This is a genomic window from Halorientalis brevis, assembly GCF_042678165.1.
Lineage (GTDB): Archaea > Halobacteriota > Halobacteria > Halobacteriales > Haloarculaceae > Halorientalis > Halorientalis brevis.
Genome location: NZ_JBHUDJ010000002.1, coordinates 236,410 through 249,439, shown reverse-complemented (window position 1 = coordinate 249,439; position 13,030 = coordinate 236,410). Strand labels below are relative to the sequence as shown.

13 protein-coding genes are annotated in these 13,030 nt (G+C 64.6%); 6 read left to right on the top strand and 7 right to left on the bottom strand.

Annotation, left to right across the window (positions count from 1 at the left end):
* Window positions 1–162 precede the first annotated feature (162 nt).
* From ACFR9U_RS04985 to ACFR9U_RS04975, 3 genes are all read left to right on the top strand, one after another.
* Entirely contained in the window at window positions 163–1,341 is a 1,179-nt protein-coding gene (locus ACFR9U_RS04985; protein WP_247380017.1) for a carboxylate--amine ligase, read from the top strand.
* A 276-nt stretch (window positions 1,342–1,617) separates the two neighbouring features.
* Window positions 1,618–2,313, top strand: coding sequence for a helix-turn-helix domain-containing protein (locus ACFR9U_RS04980; protein WP_247380020.1), 696 nt, complete (start codon window positions 1,618–1,620; stop codon window positions 2,311–2,313).
* 39 nt (window positions 2,314–2,352) lie between these two features.
* Window positions 2,353–3,117, top strand: coding sequence for an alpha/beta fold hydrolase (locus ACFR9U_RS04975; protein WP_247380022.1), 765 nt, complete (start codon window positions 2,353–2,355; stop codon window positions 3,115–3,117).
* A 214-nt stretch (window positions 3,118–3,331) separates the two neighbouring features.
* Here ACFR9U_RS04975 and ribB read toward each other — a convergent pair whose 3' ends face one another.
* The 3 genes from ribB to twy1 form a co-directional block, all read right to left on the bottom strand.
* Window positions 3,332–4,006 carry a 3,4-dihydroxy-2-butanone-4-phosphate synthase gene (gene ribB / locus ACFR9U_RS04970; RefSeq protein ID WP_247380026.1) on the bottom strand — a complete coding sequence of 225 codons (675 nt, stop codon included), beginning with the start codon at window positions 4,004–4,006 and terminating at the stop codon, window positions 3,332–3,334.
* Window positions 3,990–4,691: a CTP-dependent riboflavin kinase gene (locus tag ACFR9U_RS04965; protein WP_247380029.1), complete on the bottom strand. Its 702-nt coding sequence runs from the start codon at window positions 4,689–4,691 to the stop codon at window positions 3,990–3,992. Before ACFR9U_RS04965 ends, ribB begins: the two co-directional genes overlap by 17 nt.
* A 264-nt stretch (window positions 4,692–4,955) precedes the next feature.
* Entirely contained in the window at window positions 4,956–5,924 is a 969-nt protein-coding gene (gene twy1, locus ACFR9U_RS04960; RefSeq protein WP_247380034.1) for a 4-demethylwyosine synthase TYW1, read from the bottom strand.
* Between the two features lie 190 nt (window positions 5,925–6,114).
* Between twy1 and ACFR9U_RS04955 the strand changes: the two genes are divergently transcribed.
* Entirely contained in the window at window positions 6,115–6,663 is a 549-nt protein-coding gene (locus ACFR9U_RS04955; protein ID WP_247380037.1) for an HTH domain-containing protein, read from the top strand.
* On the opposite strand, the gene ACFR9U_RS04950 is transcribed toward ACFR9U_RS04955, so the two are convergent.
* Complete coding sequence (locus ACFR9U_RS04950; protein ID WP_247380040.1) at window positions 6,660–7,013, bottom strand: hypothetical protein; 354 nt, start codon at window positions 7,011–7,013, stop codon at window positions 6,660–6,662. The two genes, ACFR9U_RS04955 and ACFR9U_RS04950, sit on opposite strands and share 4 nt — an antisense overlap.
* A 147-nt stretch (window positions 7,014–7,160) precedes the next feature.
* Here ACFR9U_RS04950 and argS point away from each other — a divergent pair, with 147 nt between their 5' ends.
* Window positions 7,161–8,918 (top strand): arginine--tRNA ligase, encoded by a 1,758-nt coding sequence (argS, locus tag ACFR9U_RS04945; protein WP_247380042.1) that lies wholly within the window; start codon window positions 7,161–7,163, stop codon window positions 8,916–8,918.
* A 6-nt stretch (window positions 8,919–8,924) separates the two neighbouring features.
* On the opposite strand, the gene ACFR9U_RS04940 is transcribed toward argS, so the two are convergent.
* From ACFR9U_RS04940 to ACFR9U_RS04930, 3 genes are all read right to left on the bottom strand, one after another.
* A complete protein-coding gene (locus ACFR9U_RS04940) occupies window positions 8,925–9,056 on the bottom strand; it encodes a hypothetical protein (RefSeq protein ID WP_282594342.1) in 132 nt (43 codons plus the stop codon).
* Window positions 9,057–9,152: 96 nt separating this feature from the next.
* Window positions 9,153–10,052, bottom strand: coding sequence for a MinD/ParA family ATP-binding protein (locus tag ACFR9U_RS04935; RefSeq protein ID WP_247380045.1), 900 nt, complete (start codon window positions 10,050–10,052; stop codon window positions 9,153–9,155).
* A gap of 239 nt (window positions 10,053–10,291) precedes the next feature.
* Window positions 10,292–10,891, bottom strand: coding sequence for a hypothetical protein (locus ACFR9U_RS04930; protein WP_247380048.1), 600 nt, complete (start codon window positions 10,889–10,891; stop codon window positions 10,292–10,294).
* Between the two features lie 808 nt (window positions 10,892–11,699).
* Here ACFR9U_RS04930 and prf1 point away from each other — a divergent pair.
* The gene (gene prf1, locus ACFR9U_RS04925; RefSeq protein ID WP_247380051.1) at window positions 11,700–12,959 is read left to right on the top strand and encodes a peptide chain release factor aRF-1; all 1,260 of its coding nucleotides are present in this window, start codon (window positions 11,700–11,702) and stop codon (window positions 12,957–12,959) included.
* The last annotated feature ends 71 nt before the right edge of the window (window positions 12,960–13,030 follow it).

Genomic DNA, 13,030 nt, shown 5'->3' with positions numbered 1-13,030 from the left:
TAGTGGCACTTCGGTCCCAACGTGCCCCTGTAAGGGACGCTTTCGAGCCCGAGCGACTGCGGACCGCCGGTGGACGACTGTGGCTCCTCTCGCGTGGTAGCGGATTCTGTATAGCGATACGCAGTTCATACTAAAGGGGCCGTTCGTGAGACTGTGTGGCGAATGTCCCGCGGAGAGCGAGTCGTCGTCCCGTCGCGAAACGACGCGGCTGCGTACGCCTGTGTTCGGTCGCTCGCCCGTCACGACCTCTCGCCGGTGGTCGTCTCGGAACACGACGCCGATCCGGCGGCGGCGTCCCGGTACTGCGACGAGGCCGTCACTGTTCCCGCGCCCACCACTGACCTTCTCGCCTATCGCGACGCGCTCCTCGGGGTGGCGGCCCGCCCCGACGTGCGGACTATCCTCCCCGTCCGGCAGCACGACGCCTATCTCCTCTCGAAGTACCGCGCCCGGTTCGAGCAGTACGTGTCGCTCGCCGTGCCGTCGTTCGAGCGACTCCGCACTGTCCACGACCGGCTCCGACTGGCCGAGATCGCCGCTGCGGCCGACGTTCCCGTGCCGGAGACTCGCCCACTCGCCGCGGTCGACGACCTGGGGGACGACGCCATCGTCAAGGCGCGATACAACGTGCTCGCGGACGCCTACCTCCCGGAGTACACGGAACGAGACTGCGACGTGGTGAAAGACGTGCGCCACCTCCGTTCCGGTGACTCGATCGACGCGGCCGCCGTTCGCGACGAGATGGGCCACGATCCGATCGTCCAGGAGTACGTCCACGCGAGCGACGAGTACATGGTCGGGGCGCTGTGCGACCACGGCGAGCCGGTCGCCAGCTTCCAGCACCGCCAGATCCGCGGCGACTCCTACACCGGCGGCGGCGGCGTCTTCCGCAAAGCCGTCGACATCCCGGAACTCCGCGCGGTCAGTCGAGCGCTCCTCGACGAGTTGAACTGGCACGGTCTGGCCTGTATCGAGTATCTCCGCGACGCCGAGACGGGCGAGTTCAAGTTCGCGGAGGTCAACCCGCGGCTGTGGCAGTCCCTGCCCGCGGCCGTCCACGCCGGCGCGGAGTTCCCCTACTACTACTGGCTGCAGGTGACCGGCCAGTCCGATCGCATCGACTGCCAGTACGAGGTCGGCGCGGGGAGCCACTTCCTCGTCGGTGAACTGGGCCACCTCTTGAGTATCGTCCAGGACTCCTCGCCGCACGTCGAACGGCCGTCGCTCGCCGGCACGCTCGCGTCGATTCTCGGCTCGAGCTACCGGTTGCCGGCGTTCGACTACCTCCGGCTGGACGATCCGCTTCCGTTCATCCAGCGCCTCCGAAACGTCTCTCTGTGACACCGAAACGGCGAGAACAGCCGTGAGACCGTTCTGGGCTGTCTTTTCTGCTGCATGCACCGATTCCTGCTGCAGCGCCGATAAACTGTATTTCGCGATATAGAATGCTGGTGTCGAGCGACGACGCCGGTGCTCCTGAGTACCTTGAATCCGGCCGCTCGGTGTTTCTCGGCCCCGAACACGGGGGTCGGTGGCCTATTCAGTCCGTCGCTGCGGGGCCGTTGCCGGTCGCGCCGTTTCCTGTACGTATTTCTGGACCGACGCGAACGGCGTGACATGGGGCTCCTCGCCGAGTACAAGATCGGTTTCCAGCACCTGCCACTCGTCGACGTGGCGGCAGCCGTGCCCGCGATGACCCTCGAACTCAGGGTGGGCCAGCCGAACCAGGGGGCGCCACCGCCGTTTTTCGTTCGCGCAACGGGGGAGTCGTTCCGGGCGCTGGAACGAGAGTTCGAGACCACTCCCTTCGTCGACGAGTACGCCCGTCTCACCCGGGACGGCGACACGCGGCAGTATCAGGTCCTCCCGACGGCCAGTATGGCGGACCAGCTCGACGACAGGGTCGACGACTTCCCCCGGCTGCAGGCGCTGGCGACGAACAGGTCCGTCGTCGAGCAGATCTCCGTTCAACCCGACGGCTGGGTCCAGCAACGGTGGTTCGCGGATCGGGACGCGTTCCTCGACTACAGTGCATTCTGGCGCGAGAACGCCTCGTTCTCGCTGTTTCGCCTCACGGAGTCCGACGCCAACGGGAACCCGCCGACCGGGCTGACGGACCGTCAGCGCGAGGCGCTACTCACTGCCTACGAGATGGGGTACTTCGACATCCCCAGAACGACGTCGCTCGACGCCGTCGCGGACGAAATCGGCATCTCCGCGCCGGCGCTGTCCGAGCGGCTCCGACGCGCCCACGCGCACCTGATCGAGGAGGTCGTCGCACCTGTCGGGTATATAAACGGCTTTACAGGTTAGAGAACGGCCTACCCGTGTCGCTCGCCGATCTCTCGTTCCATGCAAACCGTCACGTCAACCGATGGGACCAGTATCGCGTACGAACAGCACGGGAATGGCCACCCGATCGTCCTCGTTCACGGCGGCTCCGGAAGTCGGCAAAGCTGGGGCGCGCTCGTCCCGCACCTCGCAGACGAGTTCAGCCTCGTCTGCATGGACCGACGGGGTCGGGGCGACAGCGGCGACGCCGACGCCTACGACCTCGACAGGGAGGTGGCCGACGTCCGGGCAGTCGTCGAGGCCGTCGACGGCGAGCCGACGCTGTTCGGCCACTCCTTCGGGGGCCTCTGTGCGCTCGAAGCGGCCCAGCGCGTCGACGTCGACCGGGTGATCCTGTACGAACCGTCGCTCCTGGTCGGTGAACACCGGACTGGAGCTGATCTGGCCACCCGGATGCAGGACCTCGTCGACGCAGGCGAGCGCGAACGGGCGGTGGAACTGTTCTTCCGGGCGGGTAGCGGCGTCGAGGACGTCGAGCAGTTGCCGGTCGCCCAGGCTGCGACCATCGTCGAGACGATCGTGCGGGAGAATCGCGCCGTCGAGCAGTACGCCCTCGCCGACGACCTCTCGATACCTGCTCCGACGCTGCTGCTGACGGGCGAGCACGGCCCAGCCCACCTCCGCGATGGCGTTCACGCCCTCCAGGACGCACTATCCGACAGTTGGCTCGTCGAACTCGACGGCGTCGGCCACGTCGGCATCTTCTCGGACCCCGAGCGAGTCGCGAGCGAGGTTCGGGCGTTCGCCGGTGCGTCGTCGCCCTGACTCGCGACCGCACCGAGCTAGTGCTTTTCCGGCGTAGCGACGCGCTGTGTGCTGTTTCTGCCGTTCTCCCTGTGGCTTTCTTCGGCGATGCGCACCACATTCTATATCGCGAAATGTGGTTTATCGAAATTTTCGGACCGAATCCGTCCGAGCGTCGATGTCGCTCAAAACCCGTCGCTACTACCGGTGCAGTTACCGAAAACGGAAAAATCGGCTACGACAGTCGCTCGACGAGGTCGCGGCCTTCGACGTAGGGGATGTCGTTGCGCTCGCCGTAGGCCTGGGCGGCCGCGGGCGGGAGCGCTTTGCCGGTTTCGTCGTCGAGCATTTCACAGACCACGACGGCGGGCGCCTGGTCGGCAGCGTCCGCGAGCGCGATGCCCAGTTCCGTGTGGCCCATGCGGTCCGCGAGGAGGTTCGGTGCGGCCTTCAGCAAGTGGACGTGGCCCGGTGCGCGGAACTCCTCGGCGAAGGTCTCGACGTCGGGATCGGCTGCGACCGAGGCGAGCTCCGTGATGGTCAGGGCGCGGTCCTCGTCGGTGATGCCGGTGAAGGTGTCCCGGTGGTTGACCGTCAGCGAGAACGAGGAGCGCTCGTCGTAGTCCAGGTCGTGATCGGCCGCCAGGGGGTGGTCGATGGTCTCCTGGAGGAAGGGAAGTTCGAGCGTCTCGGCGACCTCGTGGGAGAGCGCCGTGCAGATCAGGCCGCCGGCGTCGTTACGCAGGCGGGCGACGGCGTCGGGGGTCACGCCGCCAGCGGGATACACCAGGTCGGTCTCCCCTTCGCGGTCGGCGGCGTCGTGGATCAACACGGGCTGGCCGGCGCGGAACGCAGTGATCGCCGCGTCGACGGTGCTCGACGTCTGGTGCATGTTATCGCTCCTTGACATGGATGCTGATCTCCTCGTCGTCCTCGAGGCCGAGTTCGTCCCGGAGCTTCGCCGGGGCGATGACCTCCAGTTGGTCCTCGTCGTGATGGGTGCGCTCGGGCGCGATGACGTGGGCCGGCTCGTAGATGCTGTCGTCGGACTGAATGGTCGCGGGATAACAGTACGCCGGGCCGTAGGTTCGCTCGTCGTCCTCCCAGCCTTCGATCTGGACGGGTTCGAGCGCGGCCACGCCGGCGCGGGCGCGGACGCTCTCGTCGGTGAGGTCGACGTTGAGCGTGCCGGCGAACGGTTCGTAGCCGAGCTTGTCGATGAACTGCTCCATGTAGCCCGGCAGGGAGATGTAGTGGCGCCCCTCGCCCATGCCGCTCGTCACGAATCCGTGCAGCTCGATGCTCGCGTCGCGCTCGAAGATGCGGCGGTAGTCGGCGTACTCCCGTCGCAGCGCAGACTCGCCTTCGGGCGTGATCGTGACCCACTGCCCGTCGCTGACGATCTCGCGCTCGACGTAGTTCGCGTCGTCGAGTTCCTGTAACCGTCGGGAGGCGGTCTGGTTCGAGGCCGACAGCTCGTCGGCCAGCGCCGAACACGACACCTTCTCCTGGCCCTCCAGGGCTCCCTCCAGGGCCAACAGCTTCAGCGTCGCGAGTTCGTCGTATCCAACGGACCGTCCCGTCGCTTGTGCCATGTCCTCACATTCGTAACTCTCGGGGATAAGCGTAACGAATGTGGAACGCGTCCCAGGGGTGGAACGCGGAGAAACGCAAACGGCGTTTCTTGAGCACTAGTTGGTTGGCAACGGCGTATAAGGGCTGGGGTCGTTCTCACTCGCTGGGGATCGGTCGCGTGAGACGGATTCGCGCTCTCGGATCTCGTTTCGCTCGCGGGTCACTTCGTTCCCCGCTCGCCATTCCGAGGTCGCCTCCTTCGCGTCGCTCAGTCGGCGACCTCGCTACTCCCAGAACTCGCTGTTCTTCTGGAGTTTCGGGACGAGCGTGTTGCGCTCTTTCGCGAGCAGCGCCACGTTCGAGGCGGGCACCTGCTTCAACACGTCGAACTCCGGCATGTCCGCCATGACTTGCTCGGCCCACTCGACGACCTCCTCGTGTTCCGGCATCGAATCGCGGTCGAGCCGACCCCGGGAGTGGCCGACGTGCATGTACCCTTTCAACTCGACGAAGTCCGGGTCGGCCCGCTGGAACATGGCCGCGAACCACTCGGGGCGGCCCATGTTCAGGCCCTTGATGCAGGTCGTCCGCAGGACCGTCCGGGTCTCGTCTTTCGCGGCCAGCACGTCCAGCGTGTCGACGAGCCGGTCCCAGGCGTCGTCTTCCATCGCCTTGACCGTCTCGTCGAACGTCTTCCGGTCGGCGGCGTCGACGCTGACGTACAACTGCGTGGGGTCACATTCGGCCAGCACCTCGGGACGCGTTCCATTGGAGACGAGGAAGGTGGTGATGTCGCGCTCGTGGAACTCCTCGATGAGTTCCGGCAGATAGGGGTAGAGACTCGGCTCGCCGTCGAGGGAGATCGCCACGTGCCGCGGCTCCATGGCCTCCTCGAACATCTCTTCGGGGACTTCCTCGTTCCCGCCGAAGCCAGAGAGGATCTTCGTCTGGAGTTCGAGACTGGCGTCCGCGACGGCTGCGGGGTCGTCCCACTCGACCTCGTCCATCTCGTAGGCGTGGCCCGCGTGGTCCCGCCAGCAGAACACGCACCGCTCGTTGCACTTGACGACGGGCGTCATCTGGATGCAGCGATGTGACTGAATTCCGTAAAACGTGTTTTTGTAACAGCGACCTTCCCCCTTCAACGCGTTCTTGGTCCACCCGCAGGTCTGGGCGGCTGTGTGGTTGATGCTGTGGTAGTTTGGGTCCGAGACCTGTTTCGGTCCCCCGTCCCCGGACTCCGAGTCACTCATGTTGGCGTCAGTTGTGCGTCGGCGGGCAAAAGCATCCGGGTGTCCAGGCCGTCGGCAACCGCTCTCTAAATCGAAACGACAAACTTGGACTATACTGCGGGAAATAAATACGAATGGCTTTGGATTTGCCAAAGAAGACAATGTTTGGCTAGTAGTAAAGACTTTTATTGTGCGTTACGCAAGTCTGTGTATGGTTGCCAATGCGGTGGAGGTCGAAACCAGGGACAGTTCGGAGTCGGACGCGACCACGCGGAGTGAGGAGGAAATGACCGACGGTGAGTCGGCTGACGCGTTCGCAGTCACGGCACACCTCCGAGCGTCACCGACGGGGGCCGCAGCGCGCCGTCAGCAGGCGGTCCTCGACCGGTTGCGGTCGCTCGAAGCCACGGGGACGATCGAGGACCTGACCATCGAGCGGTGGGGAGCGCGCGTGAACGTGCCGGTGTCGGAAGCCGACCGGGACGACGCAGTCGCGCTGTACGCAGAGCTCGAGCGTGCGGCCGCCCGGACCGGGGTCCAGCTCGAACCGTTCTTCGAGTCGCGAAAAGCGGTCGGTGGGTTGCTCTCGTCGGGGCCGCCGACCGAGCGCATCATCGTCTTTCCGGTCGTTTCCATCACGATCCGTCGGGCCGGCGAACTCACCGGGCTGTATCCGTGCTGGTCGGACGGCGTCCACGAGCGCGTCGAGGACTGCCTCGGCGCGCTCGCGAACGACGACCCGGTCGAGAACCTCGACTAGGGGTTCCGGTCCTGGGCCTCGATGACCGCTGCGTTCTGCAGGAAGTACTCTTCGCCTTCCTTCCGAAGCATGATCGGCTTGCCGGGGAGGTCGTTCTGATCCGTATCGACTTCGTCCGGTTCGGTCGGTTCGTCGTTGCGGGGCACTGAAATCGCCGTCACCTCGCTGACGTCGATCTCCCGCCGTAACAGCGTCCGCTCGCCCTGCTCGATCCGTTCCCATCCCTCGTCGACGTCGAGATCGTCCACGCTGAAGTAGTCCGCCGGGCTTCTGTCCGGCTCGACGCTGCCCTGGGATTCGACCGATTCGGTCGCGTCGTCTTCCCGGTACTCGAAGATGGAGACGAGCATACCCGACGTTCGCCACGAGCAGTGATAACAATTATCGGGGGCTACGGTAACATGTGTATTGGCGTGAATCCGGTGGTCGGCTCCCGACGCCGGGCGTCGCACTACCAGTTCGTTATCCCTTTATCTACCCGAACGAGACAGGAGCGTATGTTCCTATCCGCACGTGCGGAGGTCGAGGACGCCCTCACGAGTGCGCTCTCGTCGCTCGACCTCCCGACTGACGACCTCGGCATCGAGGAGCCACCGGCGGACGTCGACGCCGTTCTCGCGTCGAGCGTCGCCTACCGGCTGGCCGGCGAGGTCGGCGCACCGCCACCGAAAGTCGCTGCCGACGTCGCCGACGAGATCGACGCCGCCGACTACGAGTCGCTCGGCGCCGTCCAGACCCAGGGTCCGTACGTCAACTTCCTGCCCAGCGAGGCCTACTTCCAGGGGACGCTCGACGCGTCCCAGGACGAAGAGTACGGCCGACTCGATCCCAAGGACACCAGCGTCGTCGTCGAGCACACGAGCGCCAACCCCACGGGACCGGTCCACGTCGGCCGCGCCCGCAACCCGATCATCGGCGACGCGCTCGCGAACGTCCTCGATTTCGCCGGCTACGACGTCGAGCGCCACTACTACGTCAACGACGCCGGCCGCCAGATGGCCGTGTTCACCTGGGCCTACGAGACCTTCGACGAGGAGGACCTGCCGGAACCGGAACGAGATCGAATCGAGTACGACATGGTCCGGTACTACCGCGTCGGCAACGAGTTCCTCGAAGACGGTCCCGAGGACGAGGTCGAGGCGGCCGAAGCCGAGATCCAGTCGATCATGCAGGGACTGGAATCGGGCGACGAAGCGGCATACGAACGGGTCAGCGAGGTCGTCGACAAGGTGCTCTCCGGGATGAAGGAGTGTCTCGGGCGCCTCCCTGCGGAGTTCGACGAGTTCGTCAAGGAGACGCGGTTCATCCGCGACGGCGCGACCGACGAGCTGGTCGCTCGCCTGAAAGAACTCGACGCGGCCGTTTACGAAGAGGACGCCTGGCAACTCGACCTCCCGGACATCGACAAGAACCTGGTCTTTCTCCGTTCTGACGGGACCAGCCTCTACGCCACGCGGGACCTGGCCCACCACGAGTGGAAGTTCGAGAACTTCGACCGCGCGGTGACGGTGCTCGGCGAGGACCACAAGCTCCAGGCCGACCAGCTCCGAACGACCCTCGATCTGCTCGGCAACGATACCAGTCAGCTCGACCAGGTGCTCTACTCGTACGTCAATCTCCCGGAGGGGAAGATGAGCACGCGACGGGGAACCGGTATCGACCTCGACGATCTGCTCGACGAGGCCATCGACCGGGCCCGGGACGAGGTCGAGACCCGCCTCGACGACCGCCTCCGCAACGACGAACTCGACGAGGACGACGTCGAGCGCATCGCCCACCAGGTTGGCATCGGCGCCGTCCGCTACGACATCGTCTCGAAACAGCCGACGAAAGCGATCACGTTCGAGTGGGACCGCGCCCTCGACTTTGAGGCCCAGTCCGCCCCCTACGTCCAGTACGTCCACGCGCGCACGTGCGGGATTCTCGGTGAGGCGCGCGAGGCCGGTTACGAGGTGCCCGACGCGGACAGTCTCGACGTGGGCGCGCTCGACACGGACGCCGAACGAGACCTCCTGCGGGTCATCGCACGGTTCCCGGCGGTCATCGAGGAATCGGCCGAGGACCACCAGCCCCACCTCGTGGCGACGTACACGCGGGAGTTCGCCGAGCGGTTCAACGCGTTCTACCGGGAGTGTCCGGTGCTCGACGCGGACGACGACGTGAGAGACGCACGGCTCGCGCTGGTGGCTGCTGCGAAACACACGGTGGCGAACGCGCTCACCGTCCTGGGCGTCGCTGCGCCCGAGTCGATGTAGGACCGTCTATAGCGAAACAGGTACGGCGGTCCCGATGATGTCGCCGCCGACGCCCATGACGGCGGCCAATCCGAGACCGAGCACGAGGAGCAGGTAAATCAGAATCCAGCTCAACCGTATCGATTCTTCGTCTGCCATGTCTCCATGTGGCGCAAGGGGCTGTTTGAATGTACCGTTTTGGGAGCAAAAACAGACGGAGACGGGCTGTTCGTCGAAGCGGTGACCGGAACGGCGTCAGTTGAAGAGGCCGAACACGCCGTCTTCGTCCTCGTCGTCGTCGTCGGACTCCGGGCTGGCTTCGTTGCCCGGGCCAATGCCAGTTTCACTGCCGCCTGACTCGGCGGACTCGGCGTCGGCGTCGCTGTCGGCCGCGTCGCTGGCGTCGCCGCTGGGACTGCTCGGCTCGAACTCCTGTTCTGTGGTCGCGCCGCCTTCCGTGTTGACCTCGTAGATCTCCTCTAAGGTCGAGGCCAGTCGGCGATACGCCTCGGCAGCGTAGCTGTCGGAGTGGTTGATGAGCAGCGGTTCGTCCTTGGTGGCGTCCTGGTCCTCCGGGACGACTGCGAGCATCTCCAGATCGAGCTTGTCCGCGACCTGCGAGACGTTCGTGTCGTCGTTGGCTCGAGTCAGGACGGCACCGACCACGTCACCCTCGATGCGCTCGGCGAGCTGTGCGGTCTTGATGGTGTCGCCGATGGCCACGTCGTCGGCCGTCGTGATCAGGAGGACGCCGTCGGCCAACCCGAGGGGCACGGTCGTCTCGTGGCTCAAGCCGGCGCCGGTGTCGATGAGCACGATCTCGTAGGCAGTCGAGAGCGCTTTGACGACCTTCCGGAGCTTCGCCGGATCGGCGTCGGCGAACGCCTCGAGGTTGCGCTCGCCCGGCACGACGGTGACGCCACCTGGCCCTTCGGTGATCGCGTCGCTGACGGCGGCCTTGCCCGCCAGCACCTGGTGGAGACTCGGGGAGTGCTCGATGTCGAGCATCGCTCCCAGGTTCGCCATCCCCAGGTCGGCGTCAACGACGACGACGTCGTGGCCGGCGTCCTGCAGCGCCACGGCGACGTTGATGGCCGTCGTGGTCTTCCCGACGCCACCCTTCCCGCCTGCGACTGTGAAGACGTATCCCGTCATACTTCCTGTTGTGTAGCTACAGACAAGGGAAACATATAAACCCGTGCGTCTGACGGGTCTCCGCTCCCCTCGTCGACTTCCCGCACTGCCGTCCGCGGTGGTCGGCTCCGCGTCGTGACCCCCCGGACGTCTCTATGTACATTGACGCTCGTTACCATTGAAAAACTACCGGTAATTCACATTCGCTTACCCGACCGAAACAGTCACTGCAACTGAGCGTCGCGCCTGGTCGCCCGCAGTCAGGCCGCACCGTCGGCCGCGTACGCCGTTTCGACCTCGTCGACGATGCGCTCGACGCCCTCCTCCTCGACGATGATTGCGAGTCCCTCCTCGAGCGTTCCCTCGACGAAGTCCTCGGCGTACTCGTTCGTGATCGCCATCCGAACCACGAGCTGTGCCACCTCGTCGACCAGGGCGTCGGTGTGGTCGCCTTCGACCAGCTTCTCGCCGATCACGTCCCCGACGCCCTCCACGACTTCGTCGGACTGGCCCATGAGCCCTTTGACGATTCGCTTGAGCGCCCGCCTGATGAACATCGAACGCATCCCCAGGTTGTCGAGGACGACGTCGGCGGTCCGCTCGACGATCGCGTCCGAGTGACCGCCTTCGACGAGGTGCTTGACGATCAGGTCCTTGACGCCGACGACGACGACGTCGGCGTCGCCGTTCGCCGCGATGTTCTCCGCGACGAGGACGCCCACGGCCTCGACGATCTCGTCGGCCTGCTCGTCGGACAGTTCCTCGCCGATTCCGTCCCTGACGAGCTCGGCCACGTCGACCTGCTCGTCCGCCCCGAACTGGATAGTGTGTGCCTCGTCGGTGCGAGATTGCTGCGACATACTTTCACGGTCGACCGGACCGATAGTAAGGATTCGTACTCATATGAGAGGGGTTCTTTACCGTAGTCGTGACGGGCCGTGAGGTGGGGACTCTCGCTCGGCGACCGTCGGGGGCGGGTGGTGGACCTGCGGTCAACAGTTTTAAGAACAAAATCCCGTGCGTGAGCGCGAGGACGAATCTGACGACAGAGAGACCGACCCCGAGTCTTAAATATGCCGACAGCATATCGTTGCGTAAGCACATCTGGCGAAAACTGGAGTTGGTTTGGGGTCTCCGTCAACAAAAAGCAACCCTGCGTCCGATGGCTACTCGGCTTCGGACCGAGTCGGGTCGATGGCACGGCCCGTGGGGTGCAAGCGGATACCCAAGGACACCACGCCTCATATCGAGGCCCGACGCACAGGCCCACAAACCACAGCCGGACCTCCGTGGTCTGGTCAGGGTGCCTTCGGGAGCACACGACTGGCGGGCTGTACCACGAAGGAATCCCTGTGCTTCAGCGCGGGGAGGATGTCAATTACCCTGCATTCGGTTATACGAGAGTAATGAGTAGCCCCGAGCAGGACCAGACGGACGAACAAAACACGAGTTGTCATTTCATCAGTCAAATTGAGCACTACTATAAAGGATACTACAGTTTGTTGAGGCCGCGGTCTTGTCTGTTGATTTTTGCATGTCGGACTCCGAGCCAAGGGGAGGCGTGCCCCGCTTGACACAGAGAATTCTTTTGGAGATTGTGTACGAGTAGTCTCTGTCACCTTTTCTGAATCCCACGTCCTTTAGTCGTCGGGACTGTTACAGAGAGTAATGAGTAGCTCCGAGCAGGACCAGACGGACAAACAAAAATACGAGTTCCGGAAGGTCATCGAAGACCTCAAGGAGTACGAGGGCTCCGGGACGCAGCTCGTCACCATCTACATCCCCGAGGACCGGCAGATCAGCTCGGTCGTCGAGCACGTCACCCAGGAGCACAGCGAAGCGTCCAACATCAAGTCGAAACAGACGCGCACGGCCGTCCAGGACGCACTGACCTCGATCAAGGACAGACTGCGCTACTACGACGTCTACCCGCCGGAGAACGGGATGGTCGTCTTCTCCGGCGCCATCGACACCGGCGGCGGCCGCACGGACATGATCACCAAGGTGCTCGAATCGCCGCCCCAACCCATCGAGTCGTTCCGCTATCACTGCGACTCGGAGTTCCTCACCGAACCCCTCGCGGAGATGCTGGGCGACAAGGGCCTGTTCGGTCTCATCGTCCTCGACCGACGGGAGGCCAACGTCGGCTGGCTCAAGGGCAAACGCGTCGAACCCGTCAAGTCCGCCTCCTCGATGGTCCCCGGCAAACAGCGCAAAGGGGGTCAGTCCCAGGCCCGCTTCGAGCGCCTGCGCAAGGAGGCCATCGACAACTTCTACCAGGAGGTCGCCGAGATGGCCGACGACCTGTTCGTCGAACAGCGCCACGAACTCGACGGCATCCTCGTCGGCGGTCCCTCGCCGACCAAAGAGGAGTTCCTCGACGGTGGCTACCTCCACCACGAGATCCAGGACAACGTCCTCGGGAAGTTCGACGTCTCCTACACCGATGAGTCCGGCCTGTACGACCTCGTCGACAACGCCCAGGAAGTCCTGGGCGAGTACGAGGTCATGCAGGACAAGACGGAGATGGAGGAGTTCTTCGAGGAACTCCACGACGGCGACCTCGCGACGTACGGGTTCGGCCCCACCCGCGAGAACCTCATCATGGGCGCGGTCGACCGCCTGCTCATCTCCGAGGACATGCGCAAGGACGTCGTTACGTACGAGTGTCCCAACGGCCACGAGGAACGCGAGGTCATCGACCGCCGCGAGGCGACGCCCGACCACGAGTGTTCACGCTGCGGCGAGGTCGTCGAGGTCGAGGACGAGGAGGAGGCCCGCGAGGACCTCATCGATCACCTCATGAACATCGCCGAGCAGCGCGGCACCGAGACGAAGTTCATCTCCACCGACTTCGAGAAAGGCGAACAGCTCCTGAACGCCTTCGGTGGCGTCGCCGGCATCCTGCGCTACGATACTGGGGTCTAACGACTTTCGGCTCGCTTCGGGGCTTGCCGCAGCACGAAACCTTCTTGATTGCTGGTTGCCACGTTGGGGGT

What these genes read in the sequence shown, in the direction of transcription:
- ACFR9U_RS04985 (WP_247380017.1), top strand. Translation starts at nt 163, where the DNA reads ATGTCCCGCGGAGAGCGAGTCGTCGTCCCGTCGCGAAACGACGCGGCT.
- ACFR9U_RS04980 (WP_247380020.1), top strand. Translation starts at nt 1,618, where the DNA reads ATGGGGCTCCTCGCCGAGTACAAGATCGGTTTCCAGCACCTGCCACTC.
- ACFR9U_RS04955 (WP_247380037.1), top strand. Translation starts at nt 6,115, where the DNA reads ATGGTTGCCAATGCGGTGGAGGTCGAAACCAGGGACAGTTCGGAGTCG.
- ACFR9U_RS04940 (WP_282594342.1), bottom strand. Translation starts at nt 9,056, where the DNA reads ATGGCAGACGAAGAATCGATACGGTTGAGCTGGATTCTGATTTACCTG.
- ACFR9U_RS04930 (WP_247380048.1), bottom strand. Translation starts at nt 10,891, where the DNA reads ATGTCGCAGCAATCTCGCACCGACGAGGCACACACTATCCAGTTCGGG.
- prf1 (WP_247380051.1), top strand. Translation starts at nt 11,700, where the DNA reads ATGAGTAGCTCCGAGCAGGACCAGACGGACAAACAAAAATACGAGTTC.
- ACFR9U_RS04950 (WP_247380040.1), bottom strand. Translation starts at nt 7,013, where the DNA reads ATGCTCGTCTCCATCTTCGAGTACCGGGAAGACGACGCGACCGAATCG.
- ribB (WP_247380026.1), bottom strand. Translation starts at nt 4,006, where the DNA reads ATGTCAAGGAGCGATAACATGCACCAGACGTCGAGCACCGTCGACGCG.
- ACFR9U_RS04965 (WP_247380029.1), bottom strand. Translation starts at nt 4,691, where the DNA reads ATGGCACAAGCGACGGGACGGTCCGTTGGATACGACGAACTCGCGACG.
- ACFR9U_RS04935 (WP_247380045.1), bottom strand. Translation starts at nt 10,052, where the DNA reads ATGACGGGATACGTCTTCACAGTCGCAGGCGGGAAGGGTGGCGTCGGG.
- argS (WP_247380042.1), top strand. Translation starts at nt 7,161, where the DNA reads ATGTTCCTATCCGCACGTGCGGAGGTCGAGGACGCCCTCACGAGTGCG.
- twy1 (WP_247380034.1), bottom strand. Translation starts at nt 5,924, where the DNA reads ATGAGTGACTCGGAGTCCGGGGACGGGGGACCGAAACAGGTCTCGGAC.
- ACFR9U_RS04975 (WP_247380022.1), top strand. Translation starts at nt 2,353, where the DNA reads ATGCAAACCGTCACGTCAACCGATGGGACCAGTATCGCGTACGAACAG.